Source organism: Cyclobacterium sp. 10D3-21, assembly GCF_055809755.1.
On the sequence record NZ_CM147924.1, the window covers coordinates 1,536,320 to 1,556,462 of the forward strand.

Here is a 20,143-nt window from a genome sequence, read left to right on the forward strand (position 1 = left end):
TGCCCTACAGTTAGTTTTATCCTAAATTTTATATGTCTAAAATTATTAGTATTTGGAAAAAAAGTGAATTTGATCCTGAAATTGAAAATAGATTATTAAAAATCTGTACCACTTTGGAACCTGATAATATACAGGCAAATAAACCTGAAATATATGTCAACGGAAAGTGGTCCTATGGAATAATGAATCCAACTTCCTCCCTGCTTAAGACCGATAATGGTGTAATGTTAGGGGGGCTTTTTGGGGAATTTATGAAGTGGGATGAAATAGGACAAACCGGTATCGATGGCTCATTTGCCCTGTTCAGAGACCATCCCAAATTTTGTGAGATTTGTTCCGATGTTTCAGGAACCAGGTCTATTTGGTATTATATGGATAAGGAGTACTTTATCACATCTACATCCCAGAGGGCCATAGTGATGTATTTAGGGGGATTTGAATTTAATCAGGAGGTAATTCCCTGGATGTTGTCGACAGGTTCTTTGGGGCCTTTTTTATCATGGGACCAAAGGATTAAGCTGTTGCCACCTGATTCTTCGTTACTTGTGGATAAAGTAAGCTGGACTGCTGAATTGAAATCTGAACCTATCGTTTTTGATAGTGGGACCATTACGGAAAAAGAAGCATCCGATAGGATTATTAACGCCATTCATCAAACATTTGATCAGCTTCTGTTGGATCCTGATAAGTGGGGAGTTACTCTTTCAGGAGGGCGAGACAGTCGGGGAATTTTATTGACACTTTTGGCAAAAAATGATGCGGCGAAAAAAATCAAAACCTATACCCATGGCCATAGAGGAAATCACAAAATAAAAGGCACGGATGGCTATATCGCCAAAAAAATTGCTGATAAATACGGAATCAAGAATGATTTTTTTTCAGCGATGTCCATTTCCGAAAAAGAACCATTGGAGGTAGTCTATGACAGAATCCTGAAAAATGGCGAAGGTCGGGTTGACCATATAAAGGCCTATTTGGATGGGTTTTCGTTTTGGAAACATGTTTTTGAAAGTAAAACTGAGGGGATACTGCGAGGAGATATGAATTTTGGGTTTCCTTTTAATGTTAAGGTAAAAACTGAAAAAGAAGCCAATAAATTCACCAATTTTTTTCCTTGTCAGCATTATTCCAATCTTGCCCACTTGGAGAATTCGGGTAAGATAAAGCATGAATTCCCCAAAGAGCTTAGGGTTGCGGAGGGGGAGTCGATGAATGTATTCATTGAACGGATCTATTCTGAATACAGAGCTCCGATTGTGCTGGCAGCTTTATCGGATTTTAAATTGTCTTACGTGGAAGTTCTTTCTCCCCTTTTGTCTCGAAAAATATTAAATGCAGTGAGATCCTTACCAGTAAATCAAAGAGTGGGTATACCAATATGGAACGAATATATTAATCAATTGGAAAATAAAATCCCCTATTCTCGTAAGGATTTTTTTGATCCACTGGATCAAGAGGATCTCAATAATGAGTTATATGATTATAAACTGGAGTCAATTCGAAAATCTCAATATTTACCTGATTATCTTAAAGATTTAATTTCTGAAGCCAAAATATCGCAGAAACCATTTAAGCAAAATCATATCCAATTAAAAACTAAGGTCAAAAATTTATTTTCTCGAAAGCTCAGGTTTATTATTTGGAAATATTTGGGAGGCAATCACAAAAAAGAAGTTTTGCCTGATCAAAAATTAATAGAACGCCTGTTTATTATCTCCGAAATGCAAAGAATTCTGCATTTAGATGCGAATTCAATTACTACAAAGAAATCCTGAATTATTTAGCGTATAAAGAAAAAATCTCCATATTATCCTCTGGTCAAATCTTGTCTTGACGCCAAGCCCTAATCTCAAAATATATTGCTATTCTTGAAATTACACCATTACCGGTTTGTGAGGTGTAATCCTATTGTATGGTTTGATTCTGGTCCTAGGTTTGTAGATGAGGCTAGCTCAAAGAAGTAGTAATTCTGCTTAAAAATGAATCATTGAAACATAAACTGGGCTAAGGGCATAGAGATTCCATCCTTCCAACAATCAAAGGAAGTCACCTTTCATTGATTGGTTTATCTTTAATTCTACTTCAATTAGCGGTTGGGATGGGTTATGGTTTGAATTAATTACTAAATGCGAACTATCACAATAAGCGCTGCTTGAATTCAGCGTTTAATTTAGGGCAGTGCACTTTGCTTGTCAAAGTGTTCTGGGAAATATTTGGGGATGAAATCCCCTTATACCCCAATATTTCATGAAGAAAACAAGTAGGTTTTGCGTATATTTGCTTGATCATCTGAGTAATAAATTGAAAAGGTGGTATTGATAAGTGTCAAAATAATTGAGTTGATTTTATGTGGACTAAGGAAACGAAAATTCAAGCAGAGATGCAGATGGCAAATTCCACTTCGGTTTTTGCTCCTGGATTGACGATTAAGGGAGATATTGAAGCGGTAAGTGATATAAGAATAGAAGGAGATGTATGTGGTGATGTTACCACACCAAAAAAGATAATTATTGGAATTTCAGGTAGAGTGCAAGGTGATATAAAAGCTTCCGAAATTTGTGTGATGGGGGAAGTTTTAGGCGATATATTTATTGAAGGTTTGGCAAGGTTTACTTCTGAGGCGAAAATGCGGGGTAAAGTTTACTCTGAAAAAATAGAAATAGAATCAGGTGCAAACATGGAAGTGCTCCTGTCTAAATATAAGAAGTATTTGAGTCAGTTAAAGGAAAAGCAAGCTTCAATACATGCTTCAAATCCCCTTTTATCTCAAAGACTATTTGATAAGTCACTGGCTAAAATGGAAAAATAAATTCACCTTTTAGAAGGTGGCCTCAAATGCCTGATCCAGGTCTTCTATCAAGTCCTCGCAATTTTCAATTCCAACAGACATTCTTATGAGTTGATCTGGAATGCTTGAATCGTTTCCCTGAACTTTGGATCTTCGTTCTATCAAGCTTTCTACTCCTCCCAGACTTGTAGCATCACTAAAATACTTTAATTTTCCGATCAAACGGTCTGCGTCATCAGCATTTCCTTTGATAAGGAAAGACAACATGGCTCCGAAATCCGACATCTGATTCCGGGCTGTTTCAAAACCTTCGTGACTAACCAGGCCAGGATAAAAGACTTTTTCTACTTCCTTCTTGTCGTTCAAAAATGCTGCTATTTTCCTTGCGTTGTATGTATGTGCCCTCATGCGATAAGGCAATGTCTTAATACTTCGTGTCAATAGGTAGCAGTCTATAGGGGAAGGGACCGCCCCAGCCAATCTTTGTACATTTTTAATGCTTTCCCAAAAGGTATTTTTCTCTTTCGCTACCAATATTCCTCCTAGAATATCACTGTGGCCGCTAATGTATTTGGTGCTGCTGTGCATGACTATATCCGCTCCGAGCCCAAGTGCTTGTTGGAAAACGGGAGTGGCAAAAGTACTGTCGCATGCTACGATAAGTTGATGTTTCTTACCAATTGAAGCCAGGGATTTTATGTCTGAAATCTTCAGTAGTGGATTTGAAGGCGTCTCAATCCATAGAAGCCTTGTGTTTGGTTTTATGGCTTTTAGGACTTGTTCTGGCTTGGTTAGGTCAATGAAATCCACTTCTATTTTTCCTGTATAAACGGTTTGAAGCAGCATCTTCATTCCATGGTACATGTCATCAGGTGCAATGATATGAGATCCCGCAGGAAGGGCTTGAAACACAGCATTTCCTGCTGCATTTCCTGAAGAAAATGCAGCAGCATCTGCTCCCCCTTCGAGTGATGACAAAACTGCTTCCAGAGATTTTCTATTGGGGTTTTCCAATCTTGTGTACAACATTGTGCCTTCCTGGTGCTCAAAGGTTGTAGACATTGTAATGGGTTGGATTACAGGTTTTAATGGGTCAGTTACTACATTCCCACCGTGTACGGCAATGGTTTCAATTTTCATATTGATGCTATATATTGCGTTGTTTACCTCATGTAATCGCTTTTAATCCTTGGTTTAGTAAATCATCGGATTCTATCTACTGAGCGAATGAGCATCTCATCTTTTCTGATAAATCTGTTGGCTATCAAATTTAAGATCAAAGCAAATACAATGCTGTAAAACCCTATTAAAAAGGCACCTCCTACAGCTGGGTTGAAGTTTTCATTGGCTTTATAGCTTGTATAGACTGTAAAACCCAATGTAAGGCCCATCAAAAGGGCATTGACCATATTAAGGAGCAATTGTTTCTTTCTATTCTTATATTGAAATAGGCTAAAAATGGCTATTGCAGCCGTCAATAAAGCCATTATTCCGATATAAATATTTCCAGTTTCGGAAATGATGTTTTCTTCTGGGATATCCTTAACAGTGGTATACCATGCTGTCATTTCCATAGATTGGGTCTGCATTGGGTCTACTTGTAACCAAATAGGTGACAAGGTGGAGGTAACCATTGCAATGGCTACCAAAAGCAGAAATACACTTTGAACTCTTTGAATCATATTTTAATGTTTTGACAAAGAAAATGGGTTATTTGAATTTTCGCAAGGAATATTCAAAATCGAACTTGAAATTAGGGTATATTTTTATCTTTGCACTTGAAATGAATGAATCCCTCCGCTATTTTGTAGAACTTTCTTATGATGGTAGCAACTATCATGGCTGGCAAAAACAAACAAATGCCATTTCTGTTCAGGAAGAATTGGAAAAAGCTTTGTCTACCCTTTTTCGTCAACCTATTGGTATAATGGGGAGTGGTCGTACGGATGCCGGTGTGCATGCTTTACAACAATTTGCCCATTTTGATTTAGACCAGGAATTTACCAGTGAGTACTTCCTCAAAAGAATCAATGGGCTTTTGCCCCCAGATATTGCTGTTTTCGATGTTTTTCAGGTAAATGAAAAGGCCCATGCTAGATTTAATGCAACTTTTCGAAGATACGAGTACCACATTACTTTTAGAAAAGACCCCTTTATGACAGGAAAAGCCTGGCATTGTTATTATGACCTGGATCTTGAAGCCATGTCTAAGGCAGCTTCATTACTCCTTGGTAAACAGGATTTTGAGTGCTTTAGCAGGAGGAAAACGAATGTAAAAACATTCATATGTGAAATTAATAATGCTTATTGGGAACAAACAAGTAACGGTTTGGTCTTTCATATACAGGCCAATCGATTCTTAAGAGGAATGGTAAGGGCAATAGTAGGGACCTTGGTTAAAGTTGGCAGGGGACACCTCGATAGTGCCGGGGTCACAGAAATAATAGTCAATAAAGACCGGAATTTAGCTGGAACCTCGGCCCCTCCTCAAGGATTGTTTCTGAGTAAAGTGAATTATACAGACCAAATTAACAAGTAAACTTTTAGCATATTGGGACTTGACAAAGAAAATGTAAAAAGTGGTGATATAATTGACACCAAAGTTTTAAGGAAGCTTTACAGTTTTGTGAAGCCTTATAAACAAAGGTTCTATGTTCTGGTGTCACTTACACTTCTTTTGGCGGTATTGGCGCCCACCCGGCCTTTGTTGATTCAGATGGCAATAGATGATTACGTTACTCTCGGTGATGCTCCCGGACTATTAAAGATGATTTACTTGCTGATAGGATTATTGGTCTTACATGCATTGGTACAGTTTGGTCATACCTATCTTTCAGGGTGGATAGGTCAGGTGATCATCAGGGATATAAGGGTGAAATTATTCAAGCATTTATTGAAAATGCGTTTAAAATATTTCGACAATACGCCCATAGGTAGATTGGTGACCAGGAATATTTCTGATGTGGAGACGTTATCTGATGTCTTTAGTCAGGGGCTGGCCGAAATTATAGGTGATTTATTGCAATTGGTAGCTATTTTAGCTGTGATGTTCTGGGTAGATTGGCAACTTACTTTGGTAAGTTTATGTACTCTGCCTCTGCTTATTGTCTCTACGTATATTTTTAAAGAAAAAGTTAAAGTTTCCTTTAATGATGTCAGAAATGCCGTTTCCAACCTCAACTCCTTCCTGCAAGAACATATCACCGGGATGAATATCATTCAAGTATTCAATAGGGAACAAAGGGAATACGAGAAATTTCAGTCCATTAATAAGGAACATAGGAAAGCACATCTCAAATCCGTCATGTACTACTCTATTTATTACCCCGTTTCTGAAATTATTCAGGCAATGGGTATTGGGTTAGTGGTATGGTATGGTGCAACAGGTGTTTTTGATATGGAAATCAAGGTGGGGGTACTTATTTCATTCATAATGTACCTACAGTTATTCTTCAGGCCCATAAGGATGATTGCAGATAGATTTAATACCCTTCAAATGGGAGTGGTGAGCTCATCCAGGATTTTTAGTATTCTAGAAAATAACGATCAAATTCCAGATGAAGGAAACTTATCACCTGAGAAAGTTAAGGGAGACATTGCATTTGATAATGTTTGGTTTGCCTACAATGATGAAGAGTGGGTGTTAAAGGATATTAGTTTTAATGTCAAACATGGTACAACCGTAGCGCTTGTGGGTGCTACAGGGGCGGGCAAATCCTCCGTTATTAATCTTATCAGTCGGTTTTACGATATTAATAAAGGATCAATCACCATTGATGGAAATCCTGTAAAAGATTATGATTTAGCGACCTTGCGCAAACATGTTGGCGTTGTATTGCAGGATGTGTTTTTGTTTTCAGATACTATTTTCCAGAACATAACACTGGGTAATCCAGATATTACAAAGGAGCAGGTGCTGTATGCGGCAGAACTGGTAGGGGCAAGGAAATTTATTGAGCGACTCCCGGGTGGGTTGGAGTATGATGTGAAGGAAAGAGGTGGGACTTTGTCTGTAGGTCAACGCCAGTTGATATCCTTTGTCAGGGCGATGGTATACAATCCAGAGATTATTATTCTGGACGAGGCCACCTCATCAGTAGATACAGAAACGGAAGAACTGATTCAGGTGGCCATTGAGAAAATGATGCAGGGTAGAACCTCTATTATCATTGCTCACAGGTTGTCTACTATTCAAAAAGCGGAAAAGATTATCGTTTTAAATAGAGGAGAAATAGTTGAGCAGGGGACACATGAAGCTTTATTAAAGAAAGTTGGTTATTATTCACAGTTGCATCAAATGCAGTTAAAATCCGTTGTAATTGACTGAAGAAAAATGGGGGGTACTTCTGGGTTTTACCCACTGAAGTTTGCCTTATTAAGGCGCTTATATGCCAACATGCCTGATTCTCACGAGATTTGATCATTTGTTTCAAGTCCTTTTAGATAATACAGGCTAAAATGTAACTTAATCCGTTATATCAGCGTTTGTAAGACATCGTTAAACCCGGACTTTGCAATGCCGTTTGTCATAGCCTTTACCGATCTTTTTTCGGGGAGAGATGTCACCAGCTAATCATTTGGCTATTGCTTGTTTCGGCTTAAAGTAATTCAATTTTAGTTAGAGGACATGAAATACGCATTATCATTATTTTTATTATTAGTTTCTATTTCTTCCTATGCACAACAACATCAATTGGGTATCCGAATGGGGGATCCTTATGGGATTACTTACAAAACGCCCGTAAAAGACAAGTTTTCAGTTGAGGCTATTTTGGGTAGAGGAAGTCAGAATAGCAGTCAATATTATAGGAGAACCTTTGAAAACAATCGACCTGTTAGTTCTGCGAGATATTTTGGGCATCAGGTATCTGGCGCTTTCTCTCTTCATGCTCGCGGGATTTATGAAGAGTCATTTAGTGATGATTTTAATATATCTGAAGGTGATCTTACAGTATATGCCGGTTTGGGACTGCAGTTTCGCTCCGTAAATATCGATTACTTTTATACTACTCCAAATGCCACCCCCAATTCGCCGGAAGTAATAGAGACGCGTACCAATATTGATTTTGGTCCTGAAGTTTTCTTGGGATCGGCCTATTACTTTGAGGATTTACCGATAAGTGTTTTTTTAGAAGTAGGGTTTATGACGGAAATTGTAGATAGGCTTCACCTAAAAGCCCAGGGTGCCATAGGTGCCAGGTATTTATTTGGAAATTAATAATGAAAGGGAAAATCATTGTGCCGTTTTTAGGTGCCTCGTTACTTGCTCTTGTTTCAGTTTATTTTTATTTGGGAGGTTTTAAGCCTATTGATTTAAAGCTGGGGAATTGCTCTGATTTGAATTTGGTAGGTGTGGATTTTGAGGGTATACCTCAGGATGATGCGATAGGGGAATATTTTCGAGAAGTAGAGCTTGCACGAAAAAACAATCCTTTGCATACGATTTACTATAAAGAACCTGAAGGGAAAAGAGATTCTTTACATGTTTTTATCGGATATGAATCCGATGTATTGGATGAAAGCTTGCCTTCACCATGGATGCAGCAATCTGTGGAATGTCATCGGGTGATTATTGCTACTTTGGAAATGAGTCGCTTTGTTATGCCAGGGCCAGATAAAACGAAGAAGGCTATTCAAGCGTTTGCCCAGGAAAATGGGTTAACGCTTAATGGTATCTTCATTGATAAAATAATTTCGAGTAATTATGTTGAAGTTTGGGCCCCAGTAGGTTCTTAAATCATGATATGACAATGGGATTTTTTTTCCATTCTCAAGAAGTGGTTTTATCACATGATATAGAATGGCGATTGCTAAATATCGCCTGTAAAGAGATATAGGTACAAGTCCTGATAGGCCGGTAATGTTTTTCGATCTATTGTTTAGTAAGTAATATGAAAAAAATACAGTTGATTATATGTCAAAATGAATTTACCAAAAAATAATAGATTTGGTATGGTTTTGGATTCTATAAATAAAATGGGTAATTAAATTAAAAATTATGAATAGGAACAATCGTTTATTAGGTATGAAGTCAGTTTTGGTATTTGTGGCAACCTTTGTTATGTGGAGCTGTGAAGGTCCCGTTGGGCCTATGGGGCCTTCAGGTGCAGACGGAACAAATATCGTGGGCGAAGTTTTTGAGATAGAAGGAGATTTTACGCAAGCTGGTAATTTTGGAATTAGAGGTGAATATGGATTTGATATATTGGAATCTGATAAGGTGCTGATTTATAGATTAGGAGGATTGGACCAGGATGGCAATGATATTTGGAGATTAATTCCCCAGGTTGTATTTCATACAGATGGTATTTTCACTTATGATTATGATTTCACTTTTTACGATTATTCCATTTTTTTAACTGGTGATTTCAATCTTAACACCTTAGAGGCTGGCTATACCGACAGTCAGATTTTCAGGGTTTTAATATTACCAGCTGACAGGATAGACTTGAAAATGGATTATTCAGATCAAAATGCAGTTTTGGAGATGTTGGGGGTAGATGAAAAAGATATCCAACGACTGCGTTTGAATTAAAACCAGTTGAAACACATTGTTGACTTGACTAAACAGTTTACTTCTCAGTAAGCTGTTTTTTTTTATGTTTTGTTGTAATTAGGGATTTTACACATTATCTTTCATAAACCTCATGTTGATATACCAAAGATAAACTTTATTTTATGAGAAAAATTGTATACCTAATTGCTATGGTAGCTGTGATGATTCTACCAGCATGTGAAGGCCCAGAAGGGCCTCAAGGACCCCCAGGAGTAGCTGGGGTTGACGGAGTAGATGGAGTAGATGGAGAAGATGGACTATCATTACTAAACCTGGTGATAGAGACGCAAATAGATTTTACTGAAGAAAATGATTATTTTGTTGTCTTAGGATTTGAAATAGAACCCAGTGATAACTTGCTGGTATTTAAATTGGTTGGGTATTTCGAGGATGATCCAGTTTGGAGAGCAGTGCCTCTAACGGATTATTATGAAGGAGGAACAATAGTTGAATATGGATATCAATTTACCTCTAACTTTCTCAGTATATTTATTAACAGTAATGTGGAATTTTCCACCTTGCCTGAGGAGGCGGTCTTGGGACAAGTGTTTAGAGTTGTGTATTTGCCTGGTGTCTATGCACAAAGCAATGCTAAAATTGACCTTAATGATTATGAGGCGGTTACAAATGCATTAGGTGTAAGTGAAGAGGATGTTTTAAAATTGGATTAAGAATTTCAAACAATTTTTGTATTATAGATTTTAGGGCCATTTCTGTCTTTTCAGAAATGGCCTGCATTGTTTAAGTCCTGTTTTTCTTTTTTGTGGTAAGTTGGATTATATTTGTGGCATGCAAATAAAGAATGATTTACTTTTACGGGTCATCAAGGGAGAGAAAGTAGAAAGAACTCCAGTATGGCTGATGCGTCAGGCAGGACGTATATTGCCAGAATACAGAGCTGTTCGAGAGAGTGTAAGTGGTTTTATTGAGTTGGCTCAAACCCCTGCATTGGCGGCCGAGGTAACCATCCAGCCTGTGGACCTTTTGGGAGTAGATGCAGCGATTATATTCTCGGATATTTTGGTTGTTCCAGAAGCCATGGGATTGCCGTATAAAATGATAGAGAAGAAGGGACCTTGGTTTCCTGACACCATTGGATCTGCCAAAGATTTAAAACGTTTGCAAATTGCAGATCCAGATGATTCTTTAAATTACGTATTAGAAGCCATTAGATTGGCTAAAAAAGGATTGAATGGCAGAGTCCCATTGATAGGGTTTGCAGGTGCTCCTTGGACTATTTTTGCCTATATGGTGGAGGGATCAGGAAGTAAGACCTTTTCCAAAGCCAGGGCAATGTTATATCAAAATCCTAAATTGGCACACCAGCTTTTAGAAATGATTACTCAAACCACAATCAAATACCTGAAAGCTCAAGTCGTAGCAGGAGCAAATTTGGTTCAGGTATTTGATAGCTGGGCGGGTATCTTACCTCCTTACCAATACCGTGAATTTTCGATGAAATACATAAGGCGTATATGTGAAGCCATTACGGAGGTGCCGGTTACGGTATTTGCCAAAGGCGCCTATTTTGCCTTGGACGATATTAAAAATCTCCCTTGTGAAGTGGTGGGTATGGATTGGAACATGGACGTAGCTACAGTCAGTAAGCAAATGAATGGTGAGAAAGTGTTGCAGGGTAACCTGGACCCTGCGGCTTTATATGCGGAAGATGAAATTTTGGTCGCGCAAACCAGAAAAATGCTTGATCAGTTCAAAGGAGACAAACATATAGCCAATTTGGGTCATGGCGTATATCCTGATATTTCCCCAGATAAGGTTAAACTATTTATACATACAGTAAAGGAATATTCTACAGCATTACAAAAGGTTTAAAGGGTTTTTTTGCATAAAAGCAAAATTTAAATGGTTAATTAAGGTTCGCCGGATTGATTTCTAATGGCGGACCTTTTGCAATATTAAGGGGGCTAATTTTAAATCTTTCTAAAAATTTGTTTAATCCACTTATGCTGAATACATTTGCTTTATTGTATTTCAAATACAATAAAACGATTTATAACTTTTAGGCAGGTGATTTACAAATCATTATAATGGAAAAATTTTTGCAAAAAAGGGGCGAGCCGGTGTTTTTACCCAATAGACTCAGTGGTTATATCACTCCCGAAGGAAAAATTTTCCTAAGTGATAATTTTAATTTAATGGTGAAGCGGGGCTTTGACATGATCTTCTCATTGCTATTTATAGCTTTTATTATGCCATGGTTGTTTCCAATCATTGCCTTCCTAATTAGGATTGACTCTAAAGGGCCCATAATTTATAAGCAACTGCGGCACGGCAGAGGTAATAAAACTTTTCGGTGTTATAAATTCAGAACAATAATTAAAGTTCAGGATAATGACAATAAACCATCCTCGAAGAAGGACTATCAAGTAACGAAATTTGGTAAATTTTTGAGAAAGTCCAGTTTAGATGAAATCCCACAATTTTTAAATGTTTTAATAGGGCATATGTCGGTTGTAGGACCAAGGCCCCATGCTGTACCGATGAATTATTTGTTTTCTTCTGATATAAGCAATTATATGTTTAGGCATTCGGTAAAGCCAGGCATATCGGGATTGGCACAAACAAGAGGCTTTAGAGGGGAGATTTTGAGTTTTCATGACATATATGGAAGGGTTAAGTTGGATCACTTTTATGTCCGGAATTGGTCTCTTGCATTGGATTTTAAAATTATGTTTTGGACTATCGGCGCTATTTTTAGTAAGAATAAAGCTGCATACTGATCCGCCTCAATACTAAAAGAAAAAGCTATTCTTGATCTCGGTAGAGGAGATAAAGGAAATGTTTTTTATAAGAATGAGCTTACTTTTTACACACTCAATGTGCAGCTGAATGAATTATTTCCCTATCCTTTACCTTCTTGAGGTTTATTTTAATACCATAAAAATGAATTTTAAATACAGATAAAAGTTTTTTATTTGAAATTTTTCTTTTAAAACCTTGCATTGTGAAAAATGCTTTATATATTTGTAAAAATGTATTTCAAATATACATTAATGTTTTTTAAATAGGTAATAAGGTTTTCGAGAGGATTCGTAAAGATTGTTAGAGATGGAAGATGTTTTAGTAGACCAAAAATTTGGTCGAGCCTTAGGGGAGGAAAATTTTGTTAAAGCGCAACAACCAAGAGAAATCGGAATTCTGTATGGTAAAAAGGACAATTACAGTAAAAGATTGATGAAAAGGGTTTTTGACTTGGCTATCGCTTTTTTTACGCTTGTTTTTGTTGTTTCATGGTTATTTCCAATTATCGCTATTTTGATCAAATTGGATTCCAGAGGCAGTGTGTTTTTTAAACAACTCAGACATGGAAGAAACAATGAATTGTTCTATTGCTATAAGTTTAGATCAATGGTAAAAAACAAAGATGCTGATTTCAAACAGGCTACAGTGAATGATTCAAGAATTACTCGATTGGGTAAATTTTTAAGAAAATCAAGTCTTGATGAATTGCCACAGATTATAAATGTAATTTTGGGCGACATGTCAATTGTGGGGCCACGACCTCAGGCTGTACCTATGAATATCGAGTTTGCAAAAGAAATAGATAATTTTATGTCTCGCCATCAGGTTAAGCCAGGCATCACTGGGCTTGCTCAGAGTAAAGGCTTTAGAGGTGAGATTTCTAACTATCATGAATTGTATTCCAGGTTCAGATTGGACTTCTTTTATGTTAGAAAATGGTGTCTAATTTTTGACATTAAGATTATCATTGATACTGCTGTTTCTTTAATGACCAAGAGTGATAAAGCGTACTAGGTTTTAAATTTCTAAACAGCAAAAGGGTTATTCAGCTTAAACCCTAAACCAAATTTTAGTCTTTAAATAACGAATTTTTAAAAAATTGTGAATTTTATTTCAAGTTTACTTCACAATATATAGGGGAAGGGGATTTTAAAAATCAGAAATTTGGAAGAAATGGCAGCAATGGAAAAAATGCATTTTATCTATTCAAAAATCGATTAAAAGATAAAATACATCTACTTCATGAAATTCAAGTCCAATGTGTCATGGTTTTTTTAAGGCTTTAAGGGGTACAAAGAAGAATAAGGATGAGTTTAATTGAATTAAATTTATTCCTCCCAGTTCATATTCTTCTGATAATTAAGTAACTTGCGAGTTGTTTAAAGGATTATTTAGCAAAATAAATTTTTAGCTTTCTCCCCAATTAAGATAATTCATCAGGTTATATCGATAAACAATTTCAATAGCAAATGAAAAACATGAACCTATTCAAAAGTTTGGCTTTTATTTTACTCGTTTCGGGATTATTTGGATGTTCGAAAAGGAATCTAGTCTATTTTAGTGACATCGACTCAGAATCAGATTTCTCAACGAAAATTGTTGATTACCCAGATCCAACGATTCAAAAAGGAGATTTATTAAAAATTACCGTTAGCAGTTTGAATGCCGAGTCCAATTTGTTGTTTAATGCTGGAGTGATGTCATCTTCTGATAACGAAAGAATGATGAATGCTGCCGTTCCAATCAACGAAGGGTATTTGGTGGACAAAAGCGGGCAGGTAAATTTCCCTGTTCTTGGCATGGTAGTTTTAGAAGGACTTACCAAAGAAGAAGCAATCGACACAATGGCACAGCGATTGGGTGTATATGTAAAAGACCCAATAGTCAACGTGCAGTATCTTAATTTTAAGATTACGGTAATTGGAGAAGTGTCCAAACCGAATACGTTTTCTCTGGAAACAGACCGAATCTCTATTCTTGAAGCGTTGGGATTGGCTGGAGACATGACTGAGTATGGGAAAAGAGAAAATGTATTGGTAATTAGAGATGAAGATGGTGTTAGGAAAGTAGTAAGACTTAACCTTAACAACAAAGATATCCTGAACTCCCCTTATTTTATGTTGCATCAAAATGATGTGGTGTATGTTGAACCAGACAGAATTAAAGCTGTACAGGCCAGCACCAACCAGCGGAACTTTGCCGTACTTGGATTAATGGTTTCTATTGGCGTGTCATTGTTGTTCAACCTACGTTTCTACCTAGACTAGAATTAGACTTAATATATGAAAATGTCAGATATGCTGATGGATGATTTTCAACCCAAACAAGTTGAAAACACAGACTATAAATACTTGATCATGAAATACCTGAAATTTTGGTATTTGTACTTGATCGGTGTGGTGCTTTGTTTTGGGTTGGCCTATACGTACTTTCAATATGCGACGCCGGAATATCCAGTTGGCGCAACCATATTGATTAATAGCAGTAAGGGTTCCGATTTTTCGCAGAATGCAATTTATTCTGAGTTGGAAACTTATCAATCGGTGAAAATCGTTGAAAATGAGGCTGAAGTTCTCAAATCGGTAAGTCTGATGTATGAAGCTATTCGGGATCTCGATCTTAATGTCTCTTATTATGTAGAAGACAATATCTTCAGAGACAAGGAAATTTTTGGTGCTCAGGTACCCATCAATGTGAAATTGGATCGCTATGATTCGGCAGCATTCTTTGATAAAGAAATGCTTACCAAGTTTAAAGTCCATGTACTTGATTCTACTTCGTTCCGTCTGGAAGATGAAGAGGAAAGAACTTCCAGCCATCAATTTGGAGAAAAATTAATTTTCCCATTTGGAGAACTGAGAATAGAACGCGTACAAAAAATGGAGTATCCCAGCACTTTAATTATTTTATTCAACAACCCTTATGCGTTGCCAGGCAGGTATAGTGGTAAACTGGATGTGATGATAGTGAATAAACTTGCCAGTGTGCTGAGATTGAGTTTTACTGATCCTGTACCACAGAAAGGGATGCTGGTTATGAACAACCTGATCGAAGCGTACAATCGGGAGGCCATGATGAATAAAAATCAAACGGCAAAAAACACCATCGATTTTATAAAAAAGCAATTGGACTCTGTTACCAATGACTTAAGGCAAATTGAATCCCAAGTTGAAGAATATAAGACGCAAAACAAGATCACTGAACTGAGTTCAGATGCACTTCAATATGCTGAAAGCTTTAATCAGGGAAAAGAGCAACTTGCAAATTATTCCATTCAATTGGATGTGTTAACCTCCATAGAAAAATACCTTCAAGATCAACAAGATAATTTCCAAGCAGTATCCAGTTCACTGAATATAGAAGATCAAACCTTGATGACAAACATCAGGCAGTTCAATGATTTGCAACGTGAAAGGGAACGTATGCTAAGGACAACCCAGCCAGGTAATCCTTTGGTATTAGAGAAGGATCAGCAGTTGAATTCGATGAAAAGAAACATACTGGAAAACATTAAAAACATTAAATCCAGTGTGCAAATTGCTAGAGATAATTTATTGGCCAGAACTACGGAAGTTGAAATTCAAAGCGGAAAAGTACCCGAAATTGAAAGGCAATTATTGGAGATAAATCGCCAACAAGCAATAAAGCAGGATCATTTTCAATATTTAGTAAAAAAACGAGAGGAAGCTTCTATGTCTCTGGCAGCCACTACGGTGAGTAATTCCAGGATTATAGATCCAGCCATGGCTGGAGGTACGCCTACCAAACCAAATAAGATTTTGATTTTGGGTTTCGCTTTCATTTTGGGTTTTGGCGGACCATTGGTAATGGTTTTCATATACCACCAATTAAACACTAAAATCAAGCTTAAGAGAGATGTCACTTCCCAAACAAATGTCCCGATTTTAGGGGAGGTTTCCCACCACAATGAGAAAGTACCAATAGCTATTTCAAAAGGCGTAAGAACTCCGGTAGCTGAGCAGTTCAGACTAATTCGAACCAATCTTCAATTTGCACTGCCTAATAAGGATAAAAAAATAATTTTGGTGACCTCCAGTTCCAGTGGAGAAGGCAAAACCTTTTTCTCACTCAATCTAGGTGTGAGCATGAGTTTGGCTGATAAAAAGGTGGTTGTTCTTGAATTTGATCTACGAAAACCATTGCTATTGGAATACCTGGGAATGGAAAGTGATATTGGAATTTCCGATTATTTACAAAGTGAATCCATGACGGTTTCAGATGTAATTGTGAAAAATGATAAACTTCCAGGGAATCTTGATCTAATAGGTTGCGGTACCCTTCCTGATGACCCTTCTGAGTTGATGCTTTTGCCGAAGGTGGGTTATTTTATGGACAAGCTTAAAGAGATTTATGATGTCATCATTATCGATTCTGCACCGGTAGGGCAAGTGGCAGACGCTTTTTCCCTATCCAGATTTTCAGACCTCACTACCTACATTATGAGGTATAATTATACTACAACGGATACAATATCCTATGTCAATGATATTAATAAGGAGAAAAAATTAAAAAATCTTGTCATTGTGCTCAACGATGGAAAAACTAAATTGAGTTATGGTTATGATTATTACCAAAAGGGTGATATCAAAAAGAAGAAACGTGCTGTTTATAACAAAATGACCAAAAAAGTTTGACCTAATTTTTAGTGGGAGGAACAAAGAATTTTTTCATATGAGAAATAAAATTTCGTCCCTTTACTTATCCTTAACAAAAGCGATTAATAAAGGGCATAAAAGAAGTGTAAAAGCAAAAAAGAACATTCTTGCTTCATTTGTAATTAAAGGGGGAAGTATTGCCATCAGTTTGATTTTGGTTCCTTTGACTATCAATTATGTCAATCCAACAAGCTATGGAATATGGCTTACCTTAAGCTCAATGGTGGCTTGGTTTGGTTTCTTTGACATAGGTTTTGGTCATGGATTACGTAACAAATTTGCGGAGAGTATGGCACAGGGGAAATACGATCTGGCCAAAAAATACGTAAGTACAACGTATGCAATTTTAAGTATTATTATTGGAACATTGCTCTTGATATTTTTGGGCATTAACCCGCTTTTGAATTGGGCATCTATTTTAAATACTTCTCCTGAATTGGGAGATGAACTGCGAGTAGTAGCCCTTATAGTATTTACTTTCTTTTGTCTTCAGTTTGTTCTCAAGTTAATAACCACTGTTCTTACCGCCAATCAAGAGCCTGCCAAAGCATCTTTATTCAATTTTCTAGGCAGTTTATTTTCTTTGATGGTGATATTCGTGCTTACTAAAACAACGGAGGGGAATTTAGTTTATTTAGGAGCTGCGCTTAGTTTCACGCCTGTTTTGGTATTGATTAGTTCTAGTATCTGGTTTTACTCCCATGAATACAAAAGATTTGCACCTTCTTTTAGAATGGTAGACTTCAGTCTGGCAAAAGATTTAATGTCTTTAGGAGCTAAATTTTTTGTCATTCAAATTGGTGCCCTGGTCTTATTTAGTACAAATAATGTGATTATTACACAGTTGTTCGGACCAGAAGAAGTAACGCCATTCAATATCGCTTTTAAATTATTTGCTGTCGTGACGATGGGGTTTGGGATTGTAGTGACACCTATGTGGAGTGCGTTTACAGATGCTTATGTTAAGGAAGAATATGATTGGATCAAAACCACCCTTAATAAGATGAGAAAAATCTGGTTTTTGGCCATTTTGGTCTCAGTAGCTGTCTTATTTGCTTCTCCTTATTTGTACAAAATTTGGGTAGGAGATTCTGTGGAGATCCCTTTTGCATTGTCTGCAGCCATGTGTTTGTATGTAGTGGTAGCGATATGGCAAACCATGCACGTCTTTTTTCTTAATGGAATTGGGAAAATTAAATTGCAATTGTACTTGGTATCTGCAACTGCCTTGATCAACATTCCACTGGCTATCGTGCTTGGGAAATGGTTTGGTTTAGTAGGTATTACCATGGCCAGTACCCTTATTTTTGGAGTTATGGGGATTGTTTTTTCTATACAAACCCATAAAATTCTTAATAAAACTGCAAAAAACATATGGAACGAATAAAAATATTCAAGGCGATAGGAAATTTTTTTTCAAACCTTTTTCTCTTAGCAAAAATTGCAGCAAAAAACGAAAAGGTCCATTGGGAAATTTTAGGTAGCAATCTTATTAATTGTAAAATTGATCCTTTAGCGCGGGTTTATAAATACCACATGCTAAGCAATACCGTAGTGGGAAAGGGAACTTATATTTCCCTAAATGCCAGGATTTACAATACTAACATAGGTAAATTTTGCTCCATCGGACCCAATTTGGTGTCTGGGTGGGGAATTCATCCAATTGATGGTATTTCTACTTCTCCGGCCTTTTATTCCCCCTATAAGCAGGTTGGGTTTACTTATTCTAAAGTGAGTAAGATTCAGGAATTGATTCCGGTGACCATAGGAAATGATGTGTTCATCGGAGCGAACGTGACTATATTGGATGGTGTGACTATAGGAGACGGGGCTGTAATCGGAGCCGGTGCTGTGGTTAGTAAAGACATTCCACCCTATGCTGTTGCAGTAGGATGTCCAATAAAAATCATGAAATACAGATTTGACGATGATACAATACAGGCATTACTTAAGTCAAAATGGTGGGATGGTGATGAGGAGACCTTGAAGAAAGTTGAAGAATTGTTTTTTGATGTTGAAAAATTCATAAATGTAGCCCCTAAATTAGCTGATAAATAGGAATATATAATGGATTCATCTAGTCAAATATTGATGTACAGGAGGTTTACGACTGATCTGGACAAGAAAATGCTTATTTTCTGGACCAGCATAGCCGTATATGGAATTGGATCGGCACTTACAGCCACCCATGCCACTGGTATGATCAAAGTGATTCAGCTAGTTCAGGCAATCGCGATTTTGGGAATGATCTATTCGGTGGGGAGTACCGTTCAGTTTACCACTAAAAATTACTTTCTAAGAATCACTTTGGTGATATATTTGATATACTCCGTTTTTATTTTATTTCATGGATACGTATACACTTATGAATTTACCAAAAGGCTGTTTTTTTCAAGCTTTATTAAGCTTTTCTTTCCTCTAATATTGCTAATACCCAAAAATTTAAAGTTTTATTCCAGAATTTTTGATGTCATTATTATTTATGGTATTGCCTTCCTTTTGCTGAACCTCATGTTTATGGATTTGGTATTAGCCCATTATGATGAAAACGTAGCACAAAAATTCACTTTTGAAGGTTTCTACAAGCATCTTGGAGTTCCGATATCTTTTATGCTTTTAACTTATATTTACCACAGTAAATTCAGGAATTTTATTGCCTTTATTGTACTTTTGTTGATTATTGGGATTGCTACCTATAAGGCAAGGAGGGCTATAATGGTGTTGTCCGTTGCCCATATGTTTTTATTTCTTGTTATTTTTTACTTTAAATCAAATTATAAATTGGTTATGAGTGCCGTTCTTGCCCTATTTTTAGGAGTGGTGGCGGTATATGGACCCAATTTCTATAGAGAAAACAAATACACTTATTTCAGTGAATTGAATGAAAGAGGTTTAGAGGATACCCGCACGGGGGTGGAAATAGCCATGGCTAGAGATTTTGAAGCGGTAGACTGGATAATTGGAAGGGGAATAAATGGAAAGTATTGGTGTCCTAATATTGATATGAATGACACCTCTGGGTACCGATTCATGATTGAAACGGATTATTTGAATATTATTCTGAAAGGAGGTGTTGTTCACCTGGGGCTGATGTTGCTTATGGCTATTCCTTCAGCATTTATGGCTTTATTTTTCTCTAAAAATTTATTATCCAAGGTGGCAGGTATTTGGATTATTCTTTGGATTTTATCCTTGTATCCACTCAATGTATTTAACACTGATTTGAATTACATCCTTTTATGGGTTTGTGTAGGTATTGGATATTCTAAGGATCTGAGAAATTTGTCAGATAACGCTATTAAAGTTGCCTTAAACTAAGAACCTTTTCAGTTTTTTATAATACCTATTTTTATCTATTAA

18 protein-coding genes are annotated in these 20,143 nt (G+C 36.8%); 16 read left to right on the plus strand and 2 right to left on the minus strand.

Annotation, left to right across the window (positions count from 1 at the left end):
- Positions 1-32: 32 nt before the first annotated feature.
- Both AC0L7T_RS06420 and AC0L7T_RS06425 read left to right on the plus strand, forming a co-directional pair.
- The gene (locus AC0L7T_RS06420; protein ID WP_473341668.1) at positions 33-1,775 is read left to right on the plus strand and encodes a hypothetical protein; all 1,743 of its coding nucleotides are present in this window, start codon (positions 33-35) and stop codon (positions 1,773-1,775) included.
- A 572-nt stretch (positions 1,776-2,347) separates the two neighbouring features.
- A complete protein-coding gene (locus tag AC0L7T_RS06425) occupies positions 2,348-2,809 on the plus strand; it encodes a bactofilin family protein (protein ID WP_473341670.1) in 462 nt (153 codons plus the stop codon).
- Positions 2,810-2,818: 9 nt separating this feature from the next.
- Here the strand turns inward: AC0L7T_RS06425 and AC0L7T_RS06430 are convergent, their stop codons facing one another.
- Together AC0L7T_RS06430 and AC0L7T_RS06435 are read right to left on the minus strand one after the other, a co-directional pair.
- The gene (locus AC0L7T_RS06430; RefSeq protein WP_473341671.1) at positions 2,819-3,928 is read right to left on the minus strand and encodes a trans-sulfuration enzyme family protein; all 1,110 of its coding nucleotides are present in this window, start codon (positions 3,926-3,928) and stop codon (positions 2,819-2,821) included.
- Positions 3,929-3,990: 62 nt separating this feature from the next.
- Positions 3,991-4,470 (minus strand): DUF4293 domain-containing protein, encoded by a 480-nt coding sequence (locus AC0L7T_RS06435; protein WP_473341673.1) that lies wholly within the window; start codon positions 4,468-4,470, stop codon positions 3,991-3,993.
- 101 nt (positions 4,471-4,571) lie between these two features.
- Between AC0L7T_RS06435 and truA the strand changes: the two genes are divergently transcribed.
- From truA to AC0L7T_RS06505, 14 genes are all read left to right on the plus strand, one after another.
- Positions 4,572-5,327 carry a tRNA pseudouridine(38-40) synthase TruA gene (gene truA, locus AC0L7T_RS06440; protein WP_473341674.1) on the plus strand — a complete coding sequence of 252 codons (756 nt, stop codon included), beginning with the start codon at positions 4,572-4,574 and terminating at the stop codon, positions 5,325-5,327.
- Positions 5,328-5,339: 12 nt separating this feature from the next.
- Entirely contained in the window at positions 5,340-7,115 is a 1,776-nt protein-coding gene (locus AC0L7T_RS06445) for an ABC transporter ATP-binding protein (protein ID WP_473341675.1), read from the plus strand.
- A 300-nt stretch (positions 7,116-7,415) separates the two neighbouring features.
- On the plus strand, positions 7,416-8,006 hold the full coding sequence (locus AC0L7T_RS06450; protein ID WP_473341676.1) for a hypothetical protein: 591 nt from the start codon (positions 7,416-7,418) through the stop codon (positions 8,004-8,006).
- A gap of 2 nt (positions 8,007-8,008) precedes the next feature.
- A complete protein-coding gene (locus AC0L7T_RS06455; RefSeq protein WP_473341677.1) occupies positions 8,009-8,524 on the plus strand; it encodes a hypothetical protein in 516 nt (171 codons plus the stop codon).
- Between the two features lie 262 nt (positions 8,525-8,786).
- Positions 8,787-9,323: a hypothetical protein gene (locus tag AC0L7T_RS06460; RefSeq protein WP_473341678.1), complete on the plus strand. Its 537-nt coding sequence runs from the start codon at positions 8,787-8,789 to the stop codon at positions 9,321-9,323.
- A gap of 143 nt (positions 9,324-9,466) precedes the next feature.
- On the plus strand, positions 9,467-10,015 hold the full coding sequence (locus tag AC0L7T_RS06465; RefSeq protein ID WP_473341679.1) for a hypothetical protein: 549 nt from the start codon (positions 9,467-9,469) through the stop codon (positions 10,013-10,015).
- A gap of 118 nt (positions 10,016-10,133) precedes the next feature.
- Positions 10,134-11,177, plus strand: a complete 1,044-nt coding sequence (hemE, locus tag AC0L7T_RS06470) for a uroporphyrinogen decarboxylase (RefSeq protein ID WP_473341680.1) — start codon at positions 10,134-10,136, stop codon at positions 11,175-11,177.
- A gap of 215 nt (positions 11,178-11,392) precedes the next feature.
- A complete protein-coding gene (locus AC0L7T_RS06475; protein ID WP_473341681.1) occupies positions 11,393-12,085 on the plus strand; it encodes a sugar transferase in 693 nt (230 codons plus the stop codon).
- 328 nt (positions 12,086-12,413) lie between these two features.
- On the plus strand, positions 12,414-13,121 hold the full coding sequence (locus AC0L7T_RS06480; protein WP_473341682.1) for a sugar transferase: 708 nt from the start codon (positions 12,414-12,416) through the stop codon (positions 13,119-13,121).
- 455 nt (positions 13,122-13,576) lie between these two features.
- Positions 13,577-14,374 (plus strand): polysaccharide biosynthesis/export family protein, encoded by a 798-nt coding sequence (locus AC0L7T_RS06485; protein ID WP_473341683.1) that lies wholly within the window; start codon positions 13,577-13,579, stop codon positions 14,372-14,374.
- 15 nt (positions 14,375-14,389) lie between these two features.
- Positions 14,390-16,762 carry a GumC family protein gene (locus AC0L7T_RS06490; protein ID WP_473341684.1) on the plus strand — a complete coding sequence of 791 codons (2,373 nt, stop codon included), beginning with the start codon at positions 14,390-14,392 and terminating at the stop codon, positions 16,760-16,762.
- Between the two features lie 37 nt (positions 16,763-16,799).
- Positions 16,800-18,170 carry a lipopolysaccharide biosynthesis protein gene (locus AC0L7T_RS06495; RefSeq protein WP_473341685.1) on the plus strand — a complete coding sequence of 457 codons (1,371 nt, stop codon included), beginning with the start codon at positions 16,800-16,802 and terminating at the stop codon, positions 18,168-18,170.
- A complete protein-coding gene (locus AC0L7T_RS06500; RefSeq protein WP_473341686.1) occupies positions 18,158-18,841 on the plus strand; it encodes a CatB-related O-acetyltransferase in 684 nt (227 codons plus the stop codon). Before AC0L7T_RS06495 ends, AC0L7T_RS06500 begins: the two co-directional genes overlap by 13 nt.
- A 9-nt stretch (positions 18,842-18,850) precedes the next feature.
- Positions 18,851-20,101, plus strand: a complete 1,251-nt coding sequence (locus tag AC0L7T_RS06505; protein WP_473341687.1) for a hypothetical protein — start codon at positions 18,851-18,853, stop codon at positions 20,099-20,101.
- The last annotated feature ends 42 nt before the right edge of the window (positions 20,102-20,143 follow it).